Genomic DNA, 20,669 nt, shown 5'->3' with positions numbered 1-20,669 from the left:
CCAGGTTAGGGTGTGGCCATGCTGAGCAAGATGCTGATCGCGCTGGCGAGCGCCGCCGTCGCTATGCCCGGCATGGCCCTTCCGGTTGCGGCGGCCGACCCCGCGCCGCCGCCACCGCCCCCGCCGAACATCGGTGGCTATGAGCTGGCCAAGCCCTCGCAGTTCATGGTGATGGACGGGTCGATGTACGCCTTCGCCGCCCCCGGCGGGTTGGTCTGCATCATGATGCGGACCACCGGTGATTACGGCTGCAGCGGTCCGATCCCGGCCCCGCCGGAGGAGGCGAATGCGATCACCGGCGGTCAGGTCGGACCGCCCGCGTTCGCCGTATCCCACGCCCCGATCTGGGGTTCGCTCACCGGGCACGTCTACCCGCTGCTGCCGAACAACAAGCTCAGCTACAAGAACATCACCTGCGGCACGGACGGTGTGATGACCACCTGTCAGAACTCGTTCGACCAGTCCGGGTTCGTGCTCAGCCCGTCGGGCAGCTACATCGTCAACCAGACCAACCCGCTGGTGGACCGACCCGACGGCGCCGCCCGGAACCCGTACTTCAACTGACTCTGTCGCGACTGCGCAACGGTCAGAAGCCGGAACCGTAGACCTCGTGGCCGGGCTTCTCGACCATCAGTCCGTGGTAGGCATCCTCCACCGTGGCGCCGTGGTTGATCACCCCGTCGACCTCCCGGGCGATGGGCATGGTGATCCCGCAGTCCTTGGCGAACTCCATGATCACCGAGGCCGCCTTGACGCCCTCGGCCACCTGATTCATCGAGGTGATGATCTCCTCGACGGTTTTGCCCCGCCCGAGTTGCTCGCCGACGTGACGGTTGCGGCTGCGCTGCGAGGTGCACGTCACGATCAGGTCGCCCATCCCGGCCAGGCCGGCGAAGGTGTCGCGGTGTCCGCCCATGGCCACCCCGAGCTTGGACATCTCGGCGACCGCGCGCGCCATCACCATGGCCCGGGTGTTCTCCCCGATGCCCAGGGAATAGCCCATGCCCACCGCGATCGCATAGACGTTCTTCAGCGCTCCGGCCATCTCGACACCCACCACGTCGTCGGTGGTGTATGTGCGAAATCGCCTGGTGCGGAACAGTTGTCCCAAGTTGGCGGCCAGATGCTGATCCGGCATGGCCAGCACGGCCGCCGCCGCGTAACCCTCCGCGACCTCGCGCGCGATGTTGGGCCCGGCCAGGATCCCGGCCGGATGCCCGGGCAGCACCTCGTCGACGATCTGGCTCATCCGCATGTTGGTGCCCTGCTCCAGGCCTTTCACCAGTGAGACCACCGGGACCCACGGTCGCAGTTCCTTCGCAAGCTCCTGCAGCACGCCGCGGAACCCGTGCGAGGGCACGCCCATCACGATCACATCGGCGCAGTTGGCCGCCTCGGAGAAATCGGTGGTGGCCCGCAGACCGTCGGGCAGCTCCACCTCATCGCCGAGATACCGGGAGTTACGGTGGTTGTCGTTGATGTCCTTGGCGGTCTCCTCGGACCGCACCCACTGCAGGGTCGGTCCACGGCGCGCGCAGATCGACGCGACGGTGGTGCCCCACGATCCACCACCCAGGACGACGACATTCGGTACACGTTGCGCGGCTGCCATGCGGCCAGGTTAGTTTTGCCGTCCCCGCGTTCGTGGCCGATTCGATTGTTGCGCGGAAACCCTTCTGGGCTGTGCGACGATCGAAGGGGTCGGTTTGGGGGTGTGTTTTTCGTTGACTTCGATCTCGCTGGTGGAGGCATCGCATCCGGAGAGCCTGCTGACCGCCGCCGCCCAGCTCGGCGGCAAGATCGCTCAACTCGACTCCGCCATCGCCGGTGAACGCCAGGTCATCGCCGCGCTGCGCGGGGCGTGGTCGGGTTCGGCCGCCGACGCCGCGGTCGCCCGGGCCGAACGTCACCTCGCCGAGATGCAGGGTCTGCGCGGCCGGATGCTGGCCTGCCAGGCGGCACTGCAGCGGGGCGGGGCTCAGCTGTCCTCGACGCGCACCGGACTGCTGTCGGTGGTGTCGGCCCTGCGCGCGCTGGGCTGGCAGGTTGCCGACGACGGCACCTGCACCGCGCCGCCGTTCCTGCCGCCGGCGTTCACCGGGCTGGCGCTGGCCTGGACTGCGCTCATCAAGAGACTGCTGGAGCTGTTCGACGAGATCGACCGGGAGACCGCCGAGTCGGTGCGGGCCGCGGTAGGCGCTTCGCCGTCGCAGCAGCCGCCGGGCGCGCCGCCGCCACCGCAGATCCCGGCGGCCGGCACCGCACCCGAGGACGTGAAGAAGTGGTGGGATTCGCTGCCACAGGAACAGAAGGACCGCTACGTCGCTGAACACCCCGCCGAGCTGGGCAACCTGAACGGCATTCCCGCCGAGATCCGCGACAAGGTGAATCAGGCGGTGATGCACGACGACCTGAACCGCGTGCGCGAGGTCGCCGGTCGTCACGGCGTCTCCGAGGACGAGGTCATCAAGGACCCGGCCAAGTACGGGTTGACCCAAGACGATGCCACTCGCTTCTACAACGCCCGGCGCACCGATGAGGGGTTGACGCACCAGCGGGGCTCCGACCCGAAGAACCCGCGGCCGGTGATGCTGTGGGGGTACCAGCCGATGGCCGACAACGGGCAGGGCCGGGCCGCCATCGCGATCGGCAATCCGGACAAGGCCCGCAACACCGCCGTCATCGTCCCCGGCACCGGCAGCAGCGTGCGCGACGGCTGGCTGGCCGACGGCCACAACGACGCCATCAACCTCTACGACCAGTCAGCGCTGGCCGATCCTGACGATCCGACGGCCGTCATCATGTGGATGGGCTACGACGCGCCGGACGGTTTCACCGATCTCCGGATCGCCAATCCGGATCTGGCGCGCCAAGGTGGCGCGCTGCTGGCCGCCGATGTCAACGGTCTGTCGGCCACCCACGAGGGTTCCTCGCATGTCACGGTGATCGGTCATTCGTACGGCTCGACCACGGTGGCCGATGCCTTCGCCGGGAGCGGGATGCGGGCCAATGATGCGGTGCTGATCGGTTGTCCGGGAACCGATTTGGCCAAGAGTGCGGCGGACTTCCACCTCGATGGGGGAAAGGTGTACGTCGGTTCGGCGTCCACCGATCCGGTCAGCTGGTTGGGTACCCCGGGTGCGATTCCGGCGAATGTGCTCAACCAGCAGTTGGGGTATCCGGTGGGGCCCTACGCCGGTCTGGGAACCGACCCGGCCGGGGACGCGTACGGCTCGGTGCGTTTCGACGCCGAGGTGGCCGGGCACGGTGGCCTGAGCACCCACGACCATTCGCACTACTACGACATGGGGAGTGAGTCTTTGCGTGCGATGACCGATATCGCCAGCGGGAACGCCGACCGATTGGAGGGCGACGGGCTGCTGGCCGAGGGTCGCCGACAGCCGCATATCAGCACACCCGACCATGTCGATCTACCGTTCGGGATCGACATTCCGTTGCCGCACATCGATTCCGACATCCCCGGTTCCCCGGCCTTCATCGACCCGCAAGCAGAGCGTTCAGGAAGTTCGGTGACCACAGATCATGAATACAAGTAGGGTCGCGGCGACCGTCGCCGTCATGTTGACGTTAGGAGGGTGTGCGATGAATCCCACACATCCCGATGCCGGTCAACCGGCGAATCCGCTGACGCCCGAGCAGTCGACCCAGCAGGTGGTCGACGTCGGCAGGCAACTGCGGAGGGTCGCCGGCCTGCGGGACGTCTCGGGCGGCTTCTCGTTCGAGTCGTGCAACGACCAGGGCGAGCCGCCGTACCGCGGCAGGGTGGAGATGAGCTCGGAGTTGCCCGCCGATATCGCGCCCGACGTGTACGCGCGGCAGGTGGCCGCCGCGATGGTGGCCGCCGGCTGGACCGACGGACCGCCGCCGGGCAAGAAGCCGTACGGCACCGTCATCAACAAGGACGGCGTGATGGTGGTGATGGGGCGGGCACATGCGCCGGGCCGACTCGCCTTCACGGTATTCGGTGAGTGCCGGGATGGCACCGACCATCGCGACGATGGGGCGACGGTCGGCCGTCCGATTACTGAGGACCTTCTCAGCGACAGCTGAACGAGGCTCCGGAGTTCTTCCCGCATAACGAATTCACGGCTGCGTTTCGGCCGGTTCCTTGGCGAACCTGTTTTGTCGCCCAGTCGGCGTACACGAGATGTCATTCATCTGACCGACAAAGTTCTCGCATAGGCGCTACTCTGAGCCTACTCATCTTTGCGTCTGCAACAACATCTCGATCCCTGGGAGAATTCAGTGAAGAGCACCCTCATCGTCGCCGGCATGATCGGCGCCGCCGGCCTCGGCGGTTTTGCCTTTGCGTCCGCTGCGCCCGCGCAGGCGGCGTGCGCGCCGTCATTCACCTCGATCCCGTGCACGATCGTGACGAACGTGGCCGCGGCGCCCGGGCAGCTCGCGGGTGGCCTCGCCGCGGCGCCCCTGCAGCTCGCCTACAGTGTGGCGACCCTGCCGACACAGGCTGCTGCCGGCGCGCAGACGGTCGTCAACGCGCCGACGACGATCGCTGCCAATGTGCTCCAGGCGCCGCAGAATATCGCCAACAGCCTGGGGAATGCGCCGGGGCAGCTTGCCGGTGGCCTTGCGGCCGCCCCGGGCCAGTTCGTCCGCGCCATCACTCACGGCGGTACGGACCCCGAGTCGCAGTAGTACGGCTGTACCAAAGCAAGGAGCCCGGAGACGATAGTCTCCGGGCTCCTTGCTTTGGTGCTCGAGCTCGTCGGGCGAGAGGCTTCGGCGGTGGCTGGACGAAGCGCGATCTAGGGGGTCGTCCGCTCACGCACCTGGCCGGTCTGGACTGAATTTATTTGATATCGCAAGTTAGTTGCAGCAACTTTTCTTGCATTCGCAAATAACCGCCGCTGAGGGATAGTTGATATCGCAATGTTTTTCACCGCGATTGCGCGACAAACTTGCAGGTCCGTCAGTATCGGCGATAAACCAACAGCTCACGGGATTTCTGGCAGCTTTTTCATCGTTGCTGTCGCGGCCACAACATAAGCGCGCTATGGATAGAGTTGGGCTACGCTGAGCACAATTCGTTCGCGCCCTGGCAATTCGCCATCCCATATAGGAGTAGCAGTGAAGAGAATTCTCATCTTCGTCGCCGCGGTACTCGGAGCCGCCGGTATCGCCGGCCTGGGTGGCTTCGCGACCGCGGCACCCGCGCAGGCGAGCTGTGCGCCCGGGTTCACCTCGATCCCGTGCACCATCGCCGACAATGTGGCCAAGGCGCCGGCGCAACTCGCCGGCGTGGGTTGTGATCAGCCCACCGACGGTTCGGGGTACAAGAGCTCCTGTGGTTTGGCGGGTGCGCCGGGTCAGCTGCTCAGCCAGGGCTGCCCTCCGGATGGAGATGGAAACACGGTGACGAGCTGTGGTCTGCCGGCAGTGCCCGGACAGCTCTTGGGTAGCATCGCGACATTGCCCGCTCAGGCTGTTGTGGGCTCCGGACAGATTGTCACCGCGCCGCAGAACATCGCCAACGGTTTGGCGAACGCGCCGAGGCAGATCGCCGGTGGCCTTGCGGCCGCACCGGGCCAGTTCGTTCGCGCCATTCTCAACGGTGGCACGGATCCCGAGTCGTAGCAGAACCAACGCAGAGAGCCCGGAGACAGTGGTCTCCGGGCTCTCTGCGTATCGGGATGGTGTATCTGGACTCAGCGGTAGTTGACGAACTGAAGGGCGACATCGAGGTCGGCGCCTTTCAGGAGCGAGATGACGGCCTGCAGGTCGTCGCGCTTCTTGGAGCTGACTCGGACCTCGTCGCCCTGGATCTGCGCCTTGACGCCCTTGGGTCCTTCGTCGCGGATGATCTTGGTGATCTTCTTGGCCTGCTCGCTGGTGATGCCCTGCTTGAGCGTGCCGGTCACCTTGTAGGTCTTGCCCGAGGCCTGCGGCTCGCCGGCCTCGAACGCCTTCATCGAGATGTCGCGGCGCACCAACTTCTCGATGAAGACATCGATCGCGGCCTTCACGCGCTCTTCAGTGGAGCTGACGATCTCGATGGCCTCCTCACCTTTCCACTCGATGGTGGTGTCGGTGCCGCGGAAGTCGAAGCGGGTCGACAGCTCCTTGGCTGCCTGGTTGAGCGCGTTGTCGACCTCCTGGCGGTCGAACTTGCTCACGATGTCAAAGCTGGAATCCGCCATTGGATCCTCCCTCTCGGTGTGCTCTCGGTATGGGCCGTTTTCGTCTTCGGTACATCCTCGTTGTACCCTTCTCTTCGCACCAAACCGGAGTCCCGGAGTGCGACACCCGGCAGGTTGCCCGAGCGGCCAATGGGAGCGGACTGTAAATCCGTCGGCTAACGCCTACACAGGTTCGAATCCTGTACCTGCCACGCCTGATCTGGCCCCCTCTACGGAGGGGGCCAGATGCGTATCTGGGGGCGGAACTGTCACGGATTGTCGCAAGGTGCGGGTAACTCTGCGCGTAGAACTCCGCATGTCTGTTCGTGTACGGACAGCCCACCGGCCTGTCTGACCGTGTCTGACGGAGCCCCCCCGCTTAGAGTTCGCACCGCTGTGAACAGTTGCGAGTCGTCGATCTCGCCGACTGGCTCGTGGCGAGATTCACCGCTCCGTCTCGTCCTCGCAAGGATGAGACGGTGATTGTCTGAAGAACAACCCTTTGCCGCGCCAGAACTGAAATCGTGCTCTGTTCAGGTATGAAATTCCGGCGAACAGCAGGGCCAAGATTCCTGCGCTCAGCCACCCTCCTGTACGCAGAACGGCGAGGAAGACCAGTGCCAACGCGACGCAGTAAGTGAAGCTGAAGATGTGTTTGAGCATGTCATTCACTCCCAGGGGGTAAGTAGCTTGGCCCTGGCGTTCTGCAGGAGCATCGACATAGGCAACCAGACGACTGCTCGCATCGCTCGGGTCTGCTGCACGATCAGGTGACAGTTTCGGTCACGCGGCGTAACTGGACCGTGGAGTTGTTGCTCGATCGAGGGAACGGGTCGGTGGGTCGACACTCTTCGGGATAGCGCATGAATTGTTGCTTGACGTGCGGTGATGACAACTGAGTCACGCAAATGCGTTTTGTGTCTTCGCTGTTCATAGCTGTCCTTTCTGGGTTCGTATCCGCCGACGATCGCACCGCTAATCGGCAGGGATTGGTTGCTGTGCGCTAGATCACCGTTCGGTTTTGGGGTTGGTTCCCGACTACACCTTGCAGATGCCCGTCGTAGCTGGCGGGCGATGTTGGGCTAAGTAGGGGGTTGGGGTCGTGGGGGATTTTCTGCCGGGTGACCGGCCGCGGTGGGGTGTCCGGTGGTGGGCGCAATTGGCCGTGACGTTGGTGGCCGCGCTGGCGTTGGTTGTCGGCGGGGTGCACTGGTTGACACCCGCTGGGCCCACTGATGCTGGTGGGCCGCCCCCAGATGCCCAGTCGATAGCGTCTGCCGCGTCTGCGGCGTTCGCCGGGACCGCCTTGGCTTCCGATGACGCGCTGAGCGCTGCGGCGAGGTCGGCGAACATTCCTACTGATCCGGTGGCGGGCTGGGATCTGCCCACCACCGACGGGCGTCGCGTGCAACTGGTGTTGCCCGCCGGTTTGGGGGCCGGCGAGACCACCGCGGACGGCCAGGTCGTCTACCCGGACCGCGGCGCCGGTTTCAGCGTGATCGCCGAAAACAAAGGCGCGGGTGGGCGCACCATCACCCGCATCCCCGGACCCGCCACGAACGCTTCGGGCGCTGCGACCGCCGATGGGCAGGCGTTGCCCACAGTGCCGATGTTCCTGCGCACCCCGGCCGACACGGTGATGCTGGCCCACACCGACGGAACCATCACCGTCAACCAGGCCACCCCAGCGGCAACCACCATCGCCACGATTGCCGCACCGCAGGCCCGTGACAGCCACGGCACTCTTGTGCCGAGTGCTTTTGTGACACAGCGGATCCGGCCCGGACTGTATCTGCTGGCCCAGGTGATCCACCCCGATGCCGCCACGGTGTGGCCGGTGTACGTCGACCCGTGCATCTCGGGGTGTGACGCCTTCACTCACGCCAGTACCAGCGGCGCCAACGGCGCGGCTCTGCAAGCTGCCGGCAGCGCACTGGTCACCGGGATCAAGAACAACCCGGTCGAATCCGCCGAAATCATCGGCGGCGGTGCGCTTGTGGTGACCGGAGTGGGTTCCGGCCTCGGGGCCAGCCTGGTCCTCTCGGGGACGACGGGGCTGGTGCAGAAAGCCGCGGCCGCCGATCCCACCAACCAGCTCCTGGGGGCGGCAGGGGACGCCCTGGAAGTCACCAACTACATCAGCCCCGCCCGCAGCATCCAAAAAGGGGTGACCGCCGCCGTTGAACGCGGGGCGCAGAAATTCGGCGACGACGTCGCCGAAGGTGCTCTACGCGACGCCACAGTGGTGAAGCCCGTCACCCCCACTCCGTCACCGCAGCTGGCCAACGACATCGCCGGCGCGGTAACCCCTAAACCCGGTGTCGGAACGCCCGCCGCGGCGAACGCGCCACCGCACGAGCGACCGAATCCGCCGCTGCGCACAGACCTTCCAGATGCCGGACGTACTGCCTCGACGCCGAAGGATTACGTTCCTGAGACACTGGATCCGGGATGCAAACTGGACTGTGGTTACACGACCAAGGCCCCGGCCGGAGTGTACGACGAGGTCGAGATGCCCGGTCATACCCAGCACAAGTTCGAAACCATCCCAGGACAGCTCACCCACGAATTCCCAAAGAACATTCCGACCAACCGGCGCCTGAACACGCGCAAGATCGAGCCCCAGACGGGCAAGGTTCGCGATGAGTCACCGCCGGCCTCTGTCCAAGAAAGCCGCAACGGCCGGTCTAGCGTCCGCCACTTAGACGAGATCGAAAGCGCCAAAGAGCGCAAACTGCTACAGGCGTTGACACAGCGCCACGGGCTCAAAGGCGGAGACCCCCAGGAATTCGCCTACCGGGGCACCGACGGCAAAACCCGCTGCGGACCCTGCGCACAGGAGCGCTACAACGACCAGCAACAACGCCTATCGTCACCCAGCGACCAGCGCGTCGAGCAGCAGACCCACGCGCAAGACACTGCCAACCTGCACCGCAACAACGCCCTGAACACCGCCCGCCAAGGCAGCAATCAAACCGGTGCTGACCGCGATTCGGACACTAGTGGCAAAAAGAAGACCAACGACAAGAAGAAGAAGAAAAAGAGCAAGATAAACCACAAAAAGCCATAAGGCCGATAGCGGCCGACATGGAGAGCACTGATCTGCGGTCAAATGTCCTCTACCAGTAGGTCTACCAGGGCCGACCGAAGCACCGAAGGAGGGAAACGATGGCGAGTGATAACGAACTGCTCCTCGACGTCGAAGTGGACCCGTGGGGTAGCACGATCAGTATCGAGGATCTCGACACAGACGATCGGCCTGGAGTCCCCGAGGGTTTCAAGACCGAGATCTGGTGCTGGTCAACGATTCACTCGATCGACGTTTACACGATGAGTCAGGACGAATCCGAGATGACTGAGCGGCTTGTCCGTGTGCGGGTCTATCGCGGAACAGATTCTGTGGGCCTCGGAGAGCGGGCCTTCGACGGGGATCTGGAACTGACAACTGGGACCCTTGCAGTCGGCGCCTACCTCGGCACACCTCCCGAAGAGCAGCAACTGCACCTCAGCCCCGGCATCGTGCACTTGCAGATCTTCACGGAGAAAGCCATCCAGACTGTGCATTACGAACTTCCCGAGCCAGGCGAGTACCCGATCTCCGGGCCCACCGACATCAACGTGCTCATACTGCCAACGTGACAGCGACTCGGGTACGTGCGGGTGAGCACCTCAGGTCAGGATCTCCATGCGTGGATTCTGCTCAAGACGTCCGTAGTTGTCACTAACACAGGCGAGTCGGGTGTGGATGCCTAGGTGCCCGTTGAAACTATCGCTGCACTTCACCTACACAGGTTCGAATCCTGTACCTGCCACGCCTGGTCTGGCTCCCTCTACGGAGGGGGCCAGATGCGTGTCTGGGGGGCGACGTCCTCAGAGAATGACGGGTGTGGTGCCCGGGTTCGTCGGCGATGTTGTCCAGAGGCCGTTCAGCGGTTGGGCGTAGGTGTCGTTGTCGGTCAGGGACGGCAGTCCGAGTGAGTCTTCGATGGTGCGCAGCAGGCTGTAGTGGTTGGCGTAGCTGTCGTCGGTGAACGGTCCTGAACGCATCCCGGCGCTGATCGCACCCGGCGAGGGGATCGCGATGGTAAGGACGTGATTTCCGCCGTTGCCGAAGCCCAGTGAAATGTTGTCGGTGTCTTCGTCGAAGGTGATGAAGAGTGCGCTCTTTTGCGTGGGGTCGTTCCACACCGCTGAGTTCAGGATCGCGGGAACGGTGTTCTGCAGGAACTGATCACCCGCCTTCACGTTGTACTGGTGCTTGGTGAACAGACCTCCGATGTAGCTGAGGACACCCGTGAGCGAGTCGATGGGCCCTTCCATGTTGTTCGCCTCGTTTGCCGCGAACCAGGCGAAGTTGGGTGCGGTGGAAGGTGACGAGAGATCGGTCGCCAGCTGGGTGAGCGGAAACAGGTGCGCGGCGGCGCGGGCCGGGTCGTTGTAGATGTCGCGGTAGGCCAGGAAGGGCAGTTGGTCGGGCGCGTAGTCGCTGGTCGCGGTGTAGGGTCCCGCTGCGGACATGCCTTGGGCGTATCCCGCCCACGTCTTGCCGGCCGCTTCGATGTTGTCGGCGAGGTTGCGTGCGTCGATGCAGTTGGTCGCGCAGTTGAAGCTGTAGCCGAAGTCGGCACCACCGAGAATCGGGTAGTAGTTGGGGTCGCTCGGATGGGTCAGCGCGTAGTAGTTGGTCTCGACGCCGTACGCGTTGACAAGGCTGTTGAGGTAGGGCGCGTTGGGGCTGCCGACGATGTCGCCATACCCCTTGTTCTCCATGTAGACCATGAAGACGTGGTCGAGCTGGCCGACCGTCGATGCCGGCGGGGCGGGTGGCGGCGGCGCCGGTAGTGCCGCGCCCACGGTGAAGGCGAGGTCGTCGGCGAATGCGTTGTTGTAGCCGAGGGTCGCGGGGTTTGAATCCCTGAGGGTCACGACCACCTGTGCCGAGCGGGTGCCGACCGGAATGACGGCCGACGTGCTCCGTTCGAGCAGTCCGGTCTGAAACCAACGGTCCAAGGCTGTGACGGGGCCGATCTTCCCGACCCCCAACTGAGCGCCGTTGCCGTCGAGAAAGCGGACGGTGATCGAGGCCGCCGACGGATCGATCGACGCGCCGCCGAGCCATCCGCTGAGCTTGTACGGGGTTGAGCCGGCGTCGATGGTTGACGCTGCGCCGGTCAGATCGACCGTCTGCGACAGCGTCGAGGTTGCGACGTTGCCCCCTCCGATGAACTGCGTGTCTCCGGTGACGGGGCGATCGCTGGGGAAGTTGAAGACGGCTGGCAACGTCGGGCCTGGGATGGACAGACCCAAGGGGATGACACGCGCTGTGCCGTATCTGATGACGGTCGGGGTACCGGTCACGGTCCAGCCGGGGATGGTCACCGAGCTGTTGCCGGTGAGCGACGGGTCGGCGAGTTCTGCACTGCCGTTGACCAGCAGGTTGGGGCTGGTGACCGACCACGGGGAAACCACATGGACGGGAAAGAGATTCGTCTCGATCTCCTTACGGACCCAGGCCAGGACCGTCCACAGCACGGGCGATTGAGCCGGCACGTTCGACGGCAGCGTCGACACGAGCGGACCCAGCGCCTTTTCGATGAGCTGCTTGGCCACGGTGACCACGTGCCCCAGCACATGGGGAGCGGTGGCCACCGCTGTTCGGGTAGCGGCCGCCGGAACGACCGTCGCTGACGCTGTCGGCTGTTCGGAGAGGCGGGTGGCCGTAGCCGCTGCGGTGGTGCTTGGTTTCGGCGAAGGGACTTTTCTTGCCGCAACGGGTGGTTCCTCGGTGGCCTTCGGCGTCGCTGTCGAAGTCGAAGGCGAGGTCAGTGCGGTGTGTGGCGTGCCGCTGCCGTGGTGGGTGCTTTCGTCGGCATTGTGACGAGGCTTTCGCGTTTCTTTCTGGACTGCAGCATCTGACAGCGGCTCGGCATCGGTTGCCGTCGTTGGCGTGGCGGCCGACGGGTCTTGCTTGTGCTTCGGGGCCTGCGTGTGGAGATCAGTACCGCCGGCGGCGGGCTGATCGCCACTGCTTGGCGTTGCAACGGTCGTCGAGGCGGTGGTCGGGGACGGTTCGGCGTACGCGATCCCGTGTGCAGTGGTCAGCGATACGCCGACGCCGAGAAACATCGCCAGAGCGCCGACTCGGCCTACGAAGCGTGAGCTACCCATGTCTGGTCCCCTTCGCCCGCCCGCCGTGGGCGGTAACCGTCACCCTAGGAAGAGTTGGCGTCTGCAATCCAACCTCTGGCTGCGAGAAAGCTGTGAGTATTCGTCGGGCTACCTGTATCGCGTGAATTCGCCGGTGCGTCGACCCGAAGGGACATTCAAACGGGTTGCACGTGTGGACCCTCAGCCCATGGGCATATCGGGCATCGGTGCGTTGCAGCGGTCCCGGAAATCGGCCGCGGGTTGCCGGACGGCCCTGAGTTCGTCGCTCACTTGGGGATTCGCGTCGAAGTAGGCCTTGATCGAGGTGTGCATCTCGTCCCTCGTCTGGCCTTTGAGCCCGGTGAAGAAGGCATTCACATCCGGGTGGGTGAACAGGTAGGTCGATGTTGCCGCGGACACGCCGGACATCACCCCGGCAAGGTCGGCGGCGGTGCAGTTCGGCGGATCGGCCGCTGCGGTTGCCGAGGTGCCGGCGATCATCGCCCCCGCGATCAAGCCGGCGCCAATCAGGTTTCGAATCAACATGTTTGAGGCTCCTCGTCGATGGAAAGGGTCACGGCACGGGATAGGCATTGTTCAGCGACGCGGTCCGATACCGCCGGGGCGGCCGGGACGGCCCGGGTCCCAGATCACGTCCACGTTCCAATCGTCATCGCAGTACCACGGGTCTGCGCAATAGGAGGGGTAGACGACTGACGGCGGGGTCGGGCCACCGCCGCGCACCTCGCCCTGCGCGCACACGGTGGCGTAGCCGGCATTCGTACAGTCGGCCGATGCCGACGGCGCGGCCATACTGCCGACGGTCATGAGTATCAGGGGCACCAGCCCCAGAGTGATGCAGCGTATTTGTGGTCGCATGATGACCCCCTCGGTGGGTTACGCGGCCCACCGCGCGTATTCCTGGATGCCGCGCCTGAGTCGGTATCGCTGGAGAGTAATCCGGTAGGGCGTACGCGGATACAGATTCGCATTTTCCGGTCGATATTTCCGACTACGAAGTACCGAAATATGATTAGCGGTTCTCATCAAATAGCTTTCGTTGTCAACGAAAATTATTGCGACAGACAGTGATCACCACATTCGGGGCGATATGTCGATCTCGTGTGCATGCCGCACCCCCGGTGTTAGTGTTCGCGTCGAATCACTGACCCGAGATGGGTGGTCGAGATGGCGGCTGAAGATCGTGATTGGACGAAACCGGCGGCCTTGGCGCTTCCGCCGGAAGGCTATTTCGAGCTCGAGCGGGGCCGTTACGGTCCGATCTATCCCCGGACACCGGCGTGCCACGGATTCTCCATCATCGCCAAGGTGAAGGCGGGTCGCGAGGCGACGGTTCGAGCGTACGGAAAGACCATCGAGGAGACCATCGCGGCGAGTCCAGAGGCATTGGCGCCGCTCAAATTGCACTACTTGCGGTGGAATCTCTTTGACATCGGCTCCGGCCTGCACTTCCAGTACATGGGCATCTTCGACACCGATTTCGACAAGTACACCGAGGACGCGGTCCAGCTGTTCAGCGCCACCGGTATCACCACCGTCTTCACGAACCTCGAAGGTTTCCCCGAGGACTGGAAGGAGAATCCGGACGCCTTCGTCAAGTTCGTCCGCGATCACCAGGTGCCGAGCTTCTTGGAGTACGGCGAGTATCCCTATGTGACCGCCGATGAGATCAAGAAGGCGCTACGGCTCAAGGCCGCGTTCTCCGACATGCTGGATCAGATGCAGTGAGCGGAGTCGGGCTGGAACTCGACGATATCCAGCACATCCTGCTCACCCGCACCCCGGCGATCACGGGGCGGTACGAGTTCCTGACCTTCGACACCCCGGCCGGTGGACGCACCTGGCTCTCCGAGTTGCTCGACAAGACCCAGTCGGCCGCGGACGCGGTCGCCTCGATGGCCGAGTCTGATCGGTGGGTCACGCTGGCGTTCACCTGGACGGGGCTGCGCGCTCTCGGGGTGCCGGAGGATTCACTGGCGACCTTCCCCGACGAGTTCCGCGAGGGGATGAGCTCCCGAGCCGGCATCCTGGGCGATACCGGAACCAGCGCCCCGGAGTGCTGGGTCGGCGGGCTGGCCGGTGACGATCTGCATGCGATCGCAATCCTCTTCTCCCGCACCGATGAACAGTGTGCGCGATCCATCGCCGAGCACGATAAGTTGCTGGCCCGTACCGACGGGGTGCGCAGCCTGTCGTACCTGGATCTCAATGCGACTCCGCCGTTCAACTATGCCCATGACCATTTCGGCTTTCGGGACCGGTTGTCCCAGCCGGTGATCAAGGGATCCGGTGAGGAGGCGACACCCGGTTCGGGTGACCCACTGGAACCGGGTGAGTTCGTCCTCGGCTATCCGGACGAAGCCGGACCCGTCGCGAACCTGCCGCAGCCGGAGGTGTTGTCACGCAATGGCAGCTTCATGGCCTACCGACGGCTGGAGGAACATGTCGCGGTGTTCCGCGACTATCTGCGGGAGAACGCGGAGACGCCCGAAGGGCAGGATCTGCTCGCGGCCAAGTTCATGGGTCGGTGGCGCAGTGGAGCGCCGCTGGTGCTGGCACCGGATACGGACGATCCCGAACTGGGCGCCGATCCGATGCGCAACAACGACTTCAATTACAAGAAGATGGATCCGTTCGGGTACGCCTGCCCGCTGGGCTCACACGCTCGCCGGCTCAATCCTCGCGACACCGCGCACTACATGAACCGGCGCCGGATGATCCGCCGGGGCGCCACCTATGGTCCGGCGTTGCCCGACGGCGCACCTGATGATGGCCTGGACCGCGGCATCGCGGCGTTCATCATCTGCGCGGATCTGGTGCGCCAGTTCGAGTTCGCGCAAAACGTCTGGATCAACGACAAGCACTTCCACGAACTCGGCAACGAACACGATCCGATCTGTGGCGCCCAGGACGGTACCCTGGACTTCACCGTACCTAAGCGGCCGATCCGTAAGGTACACAAGGGAATCCCCGCGTTCACCACTCTCAAGGGTGGCGCCTACTTCTTCCTGCCCGGCATCTCGGCACTGCGGTACCTGGTGGGGCTCGAGAGCGAGGATCGGCGATGACCGGTGCACGCACCTACAACCAGACCCAGGTGCCCCGCCCGCACAACGGGCGACGCAGGATCAGCATTTACTGGACGTGGAGTTACCCCTGGGAGGCGCAACGGGACCCGGCCGCGATGGAGAATCGCTTCTCCACCATCACCGAGGTCCGCAGTGCATTGTGGCCGGCCTACGAGACACCCGAGTACGACGCCGCACATTTCCTGCAGGGCATCGCAGGAACACTGGAGCTCTTCCACCGTTCCACACTGGCCTTCCAGGAACTGGCCGAGGACGCCACCGGGCACCCCGTAGCGGTGTTCCAGCGCATCGACCAGGCCGGCTACCACCTGCCCATCGATGAGCGCGTCCTGAACGACTGCGACACTCTCATGGTCTTCGGCCTCGACCACGTGCTGGGTCAGGAGGAAGCCTCGGCAGGGGAGATCGAGGCCATTCGGCAGTGGTTGCGTCGTGAAGGCACCTGCCTGCTGCTGGCACCGCATCACGACGTCGGCAACACCGATGACTATGCGCGGCGCCAGGTGGAGTATCAACACCACGGCGATCCGCTCGTCCCCCGCCAACAGCGGTTCAGTCAGTACACCCGCTCCCTGATGAAAGCCCTTGACATACCGGTGTACAACAATTGGGGTCTGCGGCCCGCGGTGATCCCGGGCACCCGCGACATCGCACCGCTGACCACGCGCCCCGACCTGGACACCTCGGGACTGTTGCGTAACGTCACCACCTTCAACTTCCACCCGCACCTGCCGCACTACGCGTTGACCGCTCCTGAGAGTGACGCGCTGCGGCTGCTGGGCCGTCAGCCGGTCGACGTGGGCCGACCGCACCCGTTCATCGAGGCCGGCAACACCGAATTCAACGCGTTGATCTGGATGCCACCGGCCGACGACCGGGCCGGTGACATCGTCCTGGTCGACTCGACGCACTTCACCACACTGTTCGGCGGCACCGACAGCCTGAAGAATTTCTGGAACAACCTCGCGACCATGCGCTGAGGCGGCTCGGCCTTCCTGCGGGTGTTATGACATCTGTCTCCCACGGCCGAAATGGGTTTCAGTTGGGGCTAGACGGTGTATCCCTCACCAAGAGGCGCCTACCCGCTGTGTCGCGTGTGAACCGCCAGGTTCGCCACCAGCCGGCCATCTCGTCACTGGGCACCGGAAATTCTCGGCGCATCAAGCATTTTCACCGATTATCGACAGGAGAAGCATATGAGTGAGCACAACAAGGCGGACCAGGCCCGAAAGGGTTTGATCGACTCGGTCAAGGGCAAGGCGAAGGAAGTGTTCGGCGCTGTCACCGGCAACGAATCCCTGACCGCGGAGGGCCAACTCGAGCAGACCCAGGCCCAGGAGCGCAAGGAAGCCAACAGTGTCGACGCCGTGGCCGACGCCGAGGCCACCCAAGCCCGTAAGGAAGCAGCCGAGGCCAAGATCGAGGGCGCCCAGGCGCGTGCTGCCGTGAACGCCGAAGCGGCGGTCGTCGAGAGCGATGTCCGCGCGCAACACGCCGCGCAGAAGCAGGCTGTGGAGCGGGCCGGCCAGCAGGACGCGGCCAGGGCGAAGGCCCAGGCCGAAGCCGGCGCGCAGCATGAGGTATCCCAGGCGAAAGTCGAAGAGCGTGCGAATGTCCGGGCGGCGAGCGCGGAACTGTCCGGCGCCATCGACGACCACCGGACCGCCGAGCACGTCACCGCCGGCGCCCAGGCCGAAGCGCAGCGCATCAGGGAACGCGCTGACCGTTTGACCGCCGAAGCCGACCTGCCCTGAGCAACGAAAGAAACGAGGAGTCACCATGAGCGTCACGTCAATCCCACTCGCCGTCCTGCGCTTCCAATACCGGGTCGCTCGACTTCCGCTTCAGGTCGCCGAGGACAGGTTCTTCGCGCGGATGGAGTCCGACGCGCCCGTCCGGCTGCGCTATGAGCGCTCCTTAGGTCTATTGGACGCTGCTGTCGGGAGCGTGCTCAGAGATAAGGACCTGCAGCGTCGTGGTGCGGCGCTCGCCGAACGCAGCGACGCGCTGTCGCGTGCGACCCGGTTGGAGAACGCCGCGACGCGGAAACGCGATCACGCCGAAGAAGAACTCGACGCCACGCACGACAAGGTGATCGGCGATATCGGACAGGCTCGGGAATCCAAGGAACGTGCCGTCGAGGATGCCAAATCTGCGGCGGCGGAGCGCAAACGTACAGCCGAGGAAGACGCCGACAAGCGCGCTGCCGAGGCGAAGAAGCGGGTCGACGAGGATGCCGCCCGGCAGACGAACACGATCGAATCCGCCAAACGCGCGCACCAGGAAGAGATTCGCGCATCCGAGGAGCGGTCCGACGCCGCGGCCAAGGCCAAGCTCGGTGATGCGGAGGAGAAGCGCCGCGACGCAGCGGCCAAACGCGTCCAGGCCGACCGAATCGAGCAACTCGCGGACATCGAAAAGAAGAAGCGCCAGTCCGAACGCGCGAACAACAACGCCTAGCTCCATAAAAACCCTACGGCCGGAAGCCAACTGGCTTCCGGCCGTAGGGTTTGTGGCGTTCAGTTCCCGGGCACTACTTCGGCCGCGGCCTGCACGACGGTCGCCGCGGGAGCGGGCAGACCCAACCGGCCCACCACGAAATCGGCTGCCTGGTCGGCCATCCCATTGGACTTGTACGAGCTGTGCGCGGAGCGGTCCAGGCCTCCGGGGAAGCAGATCGGGTCGCCGGTGGCGCACAGCTGGATGGTCTTGCCTGCGTACAGGTCGCCGATCGCGATCGGGGGAGCGCTGCGGTCGGCCAGGCTCAGGAACCAGCTGTCGGGTGTACCGAACAGGACGACGGCCGAGACGTGTGAGGCGACGGACGCGGGCATCGGTCCGGAGATGCTTGCCGGCAGCGCATACCCGGCCGGCACGGTGCTCGACGTGGTGTAGCCGGCCACCGCGGCGCCCTGCGAGTAACCGCCGAGCACGATCTTGGTCGACGGGCACTGTGTGGCGATCGCCTGGACCCGGTTGGCGGCGTCGGCCACTCCGTCGACGGCTTGTCCGAAGTCCAGTGAGGCCGGGTAGTTCACCCCGTACACATCGACGGTCTTGCCGGGCAGCCGGGCATTCAGTGCGTCGACGAACGCCTGGCCGGTGGCGCCGACGCCGGGGCCTTCGAAGGTGCCGCGTGCGAACACCACCTCGACGGCCGCGCAGGAGTCGTCAGCGGCGTTGGCGGTCGCGACGGGGCCGGCGAACAGGCCCACCACGATTGCCGCCAGCGCCAGAGTGGTGAACAACGTCGATTTCGCCACCCGTGCGGTGACGGCCGCTGTGCGGGCCGGCAGTGATGAGCTCATGAGATGGGTCCCCGTTCTGAAAGCTCTGCCATCGCTTCTGCGTAGAGGTGGCAACTGCCTGCTATAAGTCGGGACCCGTGAGCTGCGATTCCAATGTTGTCAAGTGATCTATCTCACCCGCGGAAAGGTCGGCCGCGGGGGATGGTCTGCACTCCGGCGAGCGTTAGCTACGGGCTCTCCAACACCGTCGTCACCGGAGCCTGCCCGGAGTGTCCGCTCCCGCCGGACCGGCCGCTGGAACCGGCCGAGGAGGACTCACCGCCCGAGGGGGCCTTCGTGACGGGCGGGGCCTCGACGGTCGTGACGGGTGCAGGCTCCGGAGCCTGCACGGGAGCCTGGCTCGGTGCCGTGTAAGCCGGGGCCGTCGGGGTCACCGGCTCTACCGGGGTGACCGGCTGAACGGGCGTCACCGGCTGGACCGGGGTCACCGGGGTGACTGGCTCGATCGGGGGTTCCGAGGACGACGTGGGTGGTGGCGAGCTGGACGTGCTCGTCGGAGGCGAAGTCGATGACGTCGAAGTCGTCGTCGACGTCGAAGGTGTCGTGGTCGGCGTGGTCGTCGTGGTGGTGGTCGGTGTGGTGGTGGTCGTCGGTGTGGTGGTGACCGTCGTCGTGACCGTGGGCGGAGTCCACGGATTGAAGGGCGGGAACACGACGACCGGCGGAACGGGAATCGGGATCGCCGGGACGCCGACCGCCGGCGGTGCCGGCGGCGCTTCGACCGGCGCGGGCGCCTGCGGCACCGGCGCTTGCGCGGGCGGACTCACACTTCTGGACCGCACCGGGGCGGCGGGTGCCGCCGGGGGCGGGGTCAGCACACTGACCGGCAGGGCCACCGGGTCGGGCTCATGAGGCACCGGCGGGAGATACCGTCCGGGAACGGTGTCCGATTGCGTGGGCGGCGGTTGCGCGCTGACGACGGCCGCGGGCCGGATGTTCACCGCCACGGTGACGGCCAGGGTGGCGAAGCTGACCACCAGGAAACCCACCGCGCTGCCCATCAAGATGAGCCGCGGCGGCGGCGCCGGGATGGCCGTCGTGAAATCGGAATCCGGGTAACCCGCCTCATCCGCCTGTTCGGGCACGAACTCGGCGAGCGCCTCGTCCGGGATCTCCCCGAGGTCCGGGTACTCCGGCCAGGCCTCCTCGGCGGCCTGCGAATACGCCAGCTGGGGAGCCAGCTCGGTATCGGCCGAATTGAGCGGAGTGGCCTGGGTGGCGTCCGCAATCGGGGCGGCCAGCGTGGCATCCATCGCCGGCGCGGCCTGGGTGGCATCGACGGCGGGCGCGAGTTGCGTGGCCGCCCCCGCGGGGATCGCACCGGAAGCGTTCGCGGTCTGCGCCGCGCCGCGGGCGATCGCATAACCGGCGTCGGGTGGAACCTCGACCGGTGTCATCGAATGAAGTTCTGCCGCAATGGAATCCAGATCGAGGCGTTGCCCGGTGAGCATCACCCGCACGTGCGCCGGCGCTTGGGCCAACACCGATGCGCACGCGACGGCGGCGCCCGCAGCGCCGATGGGCACCGAGGCCAGCGTCGAGGTCAACGCCGGATTCTCGCCGACCACGGTCAACGACACCGTGTCGTCCCCGGCCAACAGCAGCGACGCGTCGGCGCCCTGGCTGCGGGCCAGCGCCGCGGCGGCCTCCGCTTCCGTCACCACCTCGACGTTCTGCACTCCGGCGCTCGACACCGTCTGTCGCAGGGTTTCGGCCTCGGCGGCGTCGGGCAGGCACAGTCGTGTCGCCGCGAGCCGGTTGCCCGAATCGGTGACCTCGCGGAAGGTACCGATGATGGTCTCGGCGAGTTCGGTCAGTGCCCCGGTCGACTCACCGTCGGGCAGATCGAACGCATACTGGTCGAACACCTGGGTCCCCGGCGAATCGATCATCGCCAGTCGTGCCACTCGTCCGGTGACCGCCACCCCGAGGACTACGTCCACGGA

21 protein-coding genes and 1 tRNA gene are annotated in these 20,669 nt (G+C 65.3%); 14 read left to right on the top strand and 8 right to left on the bottom strand.

Going from position 1 to position 20,669, the window contains the following annotated elements:
• Window positions 1–18: 18 nt before the first annotated feature.
• A complete protein-coding gene (locus H7J86_RS09735) occupies window positions 19–564 on the top strand; it encodes a hypothetical protein (RefSeq protein ID WP_235632955.1) in 546 nt (181 codons plus the stop codon).
• Window positions 565–586: 22 nt separating this feature from the next.
• Here the strand turns inward: H7J86_RS09735 and H7J86_RS09730 are convergent, their stop codons facing one another.
• A complete protein-coding gene (locus H7J86_RS09730) occupies window positions 587–1,612 on the bottom strand; it encodes an NAD(P)H-dependent glycerol-3-phosphate dehydrogenase (RefSeq protein WP_187098257.1) in 1,026 nt (341 codons plus the stop codon).
• A gap of 112 nt (window positions 1,613–1,724) precedes the next feature.
• Between H7J86_RS09730 and H7J86_RS09725 the strand changes: the two genes are divergently transcribed.
• From H7J86_RS09725 to H7J86_RS09710, 4 genes are all read left to right on the top strand, one after another.
• Window positions 1,725–3,557 (top strand): alpha/beta hydrolase, encoded by a 1,833-nt coding sequence (locus tag H7J86_RS09725; protein ID WP_267290723.1) that lies wholly within the window; start codon window positions 1,725–1,727, stop codon window positions 3,555–3,557.
• 46 nt (window positions 3,558–3,603) lie between these two features.
• Complete coding sequence (locus H7J86_RS09720; RefSeq protein ID WP_090360136.1) at window positions 3,604–4,071, top strand: lipoprotein LppJ family protein; 468 nt, start codon at window positions 3,604–3,606, stop codon at window positions 4,069–4,071.
• A 195-nt stretch (window positions 4,072–4,266) separates the two neighbouring features.
• Window positions 4,267–4,677 carry a hypothetical protein gene (locus H7J86_RS09715; RefSeq protein WP_090360134.1) on the top strand — a complete coding sequence of 137 codons (411 nt, stop codon included), beginning with the start codon at window positions 4,267–4,269 and terminating at the stop codon, window positions 4,675–4,677.
• Window positions 4,678–5,109: 432 nt separating this feature from the next.
• On the top strand, window positions 5,110–5,616 hold the full coding sequence (locus H7J86_RS09710) for a hypothetical protein (RefSeq protein WP_267290721.1): 507 nt from the start codon (window positions 5,110–5,112) through the stop codon (window positions 5,614–5,616).
• 71 nt (window positions 5,617–5,687) lie between these two features.
• Here H7J86_RS09710 and H7J86_RS09705 read toward each other — a convergent pair whose 3' ends face one another.
• The gene (locus tag H7J86_RS09705) at window positions 5,688–6,179 is read right to left on the bottom strand and encodes a YajQ family cyclic di-GMP-binding protein (RefSeq protein ID WP_090360128.1); all 492 of its coding nucleotides are present in this window, start codon (window positions 6,177–6,179) and stop codon (window positions 5,688–5,690) included.
• A 108-nt stretch (window positions 6,180–6,287) separates the two neighbouring features.
• Here H7J86_RS09705 and H7J86_RS09700 point away from each other — a divergent pair.
• Window positions 6,288–6,370: transfer RNA gene (locus tag H7J86_RS09700), tRNA-Tyr, on the top strand.
• Window positions 6,371–6,602: 232 nt separating this feature from the next.
• On the opposite strand, the gene H7J86_RS09695 is transcribed toward H7J86_RS09700, so the two are convergent.
• Window positions 6,603–6,830, bottom strand: coding sequence for a hypothetical protein (locus H7J86_RS09695; protein WP_267290719.1), 228 nt, complete (start codon window positions 6,828–6,830; stop codon window positions 6,603–6,605).
• Window positions 6,831–7,464: 634 nt separating this feature from the next.
• Between H7J86_RS09695 and H7J86_RS09690 the strand changes: the two genes are divergently transcribed.
• Window positions 7,465–9,228 carry a hypothetical protein gene (locus H7J86_RS09690; RefSeq protein WP_267290717.1) on the top strand — a complete coding sequence of 588 codons (1,764 nt, stop codon included), beginning with the start codon at window positions 7,465–7,467 and terminating at the stop codon, window positions 9,226–9,228.
• A 98-nt stretch (window positions 9,229–9,326) separates the two neighbouring features.
• Window positions 9,327–9,797: a hypothetical protein gene (locus H7J86_RS09685; RefSeq protein ID WP_267290715.1), complete on the top strand. Its 471-nt coding sequence runs from the start codon at window positions 9,327–9,329 to the stop codon at window positions 9,795–9,797.
• 231 nt (window positions 9,798–10,028) lie between these two features.
• Here H7J86_RS09685 and H7J86_RS33370 read toward each other — a convergent pair whose 3' ends face one another.
• Window positions 10,029–11,807, bottom strand: a complete 1,779-nt coding sequence (locus tag H7J86_RS33370; RefSeq protein WP_170847340.1) for an alkaline phosphatase family protein — start codon at window positions 11,805–11,807, stop codon at window positions 10,029–10,031.
• A 64-nt stretch (window positions 11,808–11,871) separates the two neighbouring features.
• On the opposite strand from H7J86_RS33370, the gene H7J86_RS09675 reads away from it, so the two are divergent.
• Window positions 11,872–12,036: a hypothetical protein gene (locus H7J86_RS09675; RefSeq protein WP_170847339.1), complete on the top strand. Its 165-nt coding sequence runs from the start codon at window positions 11,872–11,874 to the stop codon at window positions 12,034–12,036.
• Window positions 12,037–12,506: 470 nt separating this feature from the next.
• On the opposite strand, the gene H7J86_RS09670 is transcribed toward H7J86_RS09675, so the two are convergent.
• Window positions 12,507–12,851: a heme-binding protein gene (locus tag H7J86_RS09670; RefSeq protein ID WP_090360115.1), complete on the bottom strand. Its 345-nt coding sequence runs from the start codon at window positions 12,849–12,851 to the stop codon at window positions 12,507–12,509.
• A gap of 51 nt (window positions 12,852–12,902) precedes the next feature.
• Window positions 12,903–13,184: a hypothetical protein gene (locus tag H7J86_RS09665; protein WP_090360112.1), complete on the bottom strand. Its 282-nt coding sequence runs from the start codon at window positions 13,182–13,184 to the stop codon at window positions 12,903–12,905.
• Window positions 13,185–13,493: 309 nt separating this feature from the next.
• Between H7J86_RS09665 and H7J86_RS09660 the strand changes: the two genes are divergently transcribed.
• From H7J86_RS09660 to H7J86_RS09640, 5 genes are all read left to right on the top strand, one after another.
• Window positions 13,494–14,054 carry a hypothetical protein gene (locus H7J86_RS09660; RefSeq protein ID WP_090360567.1) on the top strand — a complete coding sequence of 187 codons (561 nt, stop codon included), beginning with the start codon at window positions 13,494–13,496 and terminating at the stop codon, window positions 14,052–14,054.
• Complete coding sequence (locus H7J86_RS09655; RefSeq protein ID WP_267290713.1) at window positions 14,051–15,394, top strand: Dyp-type peroxidase; 1,344 nt, start codon at window positions 14,051–14,053, stop codon at window positions 15,392–15,394. Before H7J86_RS09660 ends, H7J86_RS09655 begins: the two co-directional genes overlap by 4 nt.
• A complete protein-coding gene (locus H7J86_RS09650; protein ID WP_267290711.1) occupies window positions 15,391–16,395 on the top strand; it encodes a hypothetical protein in 1,005 nt (334 codons plus the stop codon). Before H7J86_RS09655 ends, H7J86_RS09650 begins: the two co-directional genes overlap by 4 nt.
• 216 nt (window positions 16,396–16,611) lie before the next feature.
• Window positions 16,612–17,169 (top strand): CsbD family protein, encoded by a 558-nt coding sequence (locus tag H7J86_RS09645; RefSeq protein WP_090360107.1) that lies wholly within the window; start codon window positions 16,612–16,614, stop codon window positions 17,167–17,169.
• Between the two features lie 25 nt (window positions 17,170–17,194).
• Entirely contained in the window at window positions 17,195–17,875 is a 681-nt protein-coding gene (locus tag H7J86_RS09640) for an IF2 family translation initiation factor (protein ID WP_187098265.1), read from the top strand.
• A 59-nt stretch (window positions 17,876–17,934) separates the two neighbouring features.
• Here the strand turns inward: H7J86_RS09640 and H7J86_RS09635 are convergent, their stop codons facing one another.
• Window positions 17,935–18,723 (bottom strand): cutinase family protein, encoded by a 789-nt coding sequence (locus H7J86_RS09635; protein WP_090360103.1) that lies wholly within the window; start codon window positions 18,721–18,723, stop codon window positions 17,935–17,937.
• A 167-nt stretch (window positions 18,724–18,890) separates the two neighbouring features.
• On the bottom strand, window positions 18,891–20,666 hold the full coding sequence (locus H7J86_RS09630; protein ID WP_267290709.1) for a DUF7159 family protein: 1,776 nt from the start codon (window positions 20,664–20,666) through the stop codon (window positions 18,891–18,893).
• Window positions 20,667–20,669: the final 3 nt, after the last annotated feature.

It is taken from the genome of Mycobacterium hackensackense (assembly GCF_025822555.1).
GTDB classification, from domain to species: Bacteria; Actinomycetota; Actinomycetes; order Mycobacteriales; family Mycobacteriaceae; genus Mycobacterium; species Mycobacterium fluoranthenivorans.
Note: the sequence above shows the minus strand (reverse complement) of the source record. Positions and strands in the feature narration are given on the sequence as shown.

Bases quoted from the DNA above. Each gene is read 5' to 3' on its own strand.
- H7J86_RS09665 (WP_090360112.1), bottom strand. From the start codon at position 13,184: ATGCGACCACAAATACGCTGCATCACTCTGGGGCTGGTGCCCCTGATA.
- H7J86_RS09705 (WP_090360128.1), bottom strand. From the start codon at position 6,179: ATGGCGGATTCCAGCTTTGACATCGTGAGCAAGTTCGACCGCCAGGAG.
- H7J86_RS09685 (WP_267290715.1), top strand. From the start codon at position 9,327: ATGGCGAGTGATAACGAACTGCTCCTCGACGTCGAAGTGGACCCGTGG.
- H7J86_RS09735 (WP_235632955.1), top strand. From the start codon at position 19: ATGCTGAGCAAGATGCTGATCGCGCTGGCGAGCGCCGCCGTCGCTATG.
- H7J86_RS09640 (WP_187098265.1), top strand. From the start codon at position 17,195: ATGAGCGTCACGTCAATCCCACTCGCCGTCCTGCGCTTCCAATACCGG.
- H7J86_RS09635 (WP_090360103.1), bottom strand. From the start codon at position 18,723: ATGAGCTCATCACTGCCGGCCCGCACAGCGGCCGTCACCGCACGGGTG.
- H7J86_RS09650 (WP_267290711.1), top strand. From the start codon at position 15,391: ATGACCGGTGCACGCACCTACAACCAGACCCAGGTGCCCCGCCCGCAC.
- H7J86_RS09720 (WP_090360136.1), top strand. From the start codon at position 3,604: ATGAATCCCACACATCCCGATGCCGGTCAACCGGCGAATCCGCTGACG.
- H7J86_RS09645 (WP_090360107.1), top strand. From the start codon at position 16,612: ATGAGTGAGCACAACAAGGCGGACCAGGCCCGAAAGGGTTTGATCGAC.
- H7J86_RS09660 (WP_090360567.1), top strand. From the start codon at position 13,494: ATGGCGGCTGAAGATCGTGATTGGACGAAACCGGCGGCCTTGGCGCTT.
- H7J86_RS09730 (WP_187098257.1), bottom strand. From the start codon at position 1,612: ATGGCAGCCGCGCAACGTGTACCGAATGTCGTCGTCCTGGGTGGTGGA.
- H7J86_RS09670 (WP_090360115.1), bottom strand. From the start codon at position 12,851: ATGTTGATTCGAAACCTGATTGGCGCCGGCTTGATCGCGGGGGCGATG.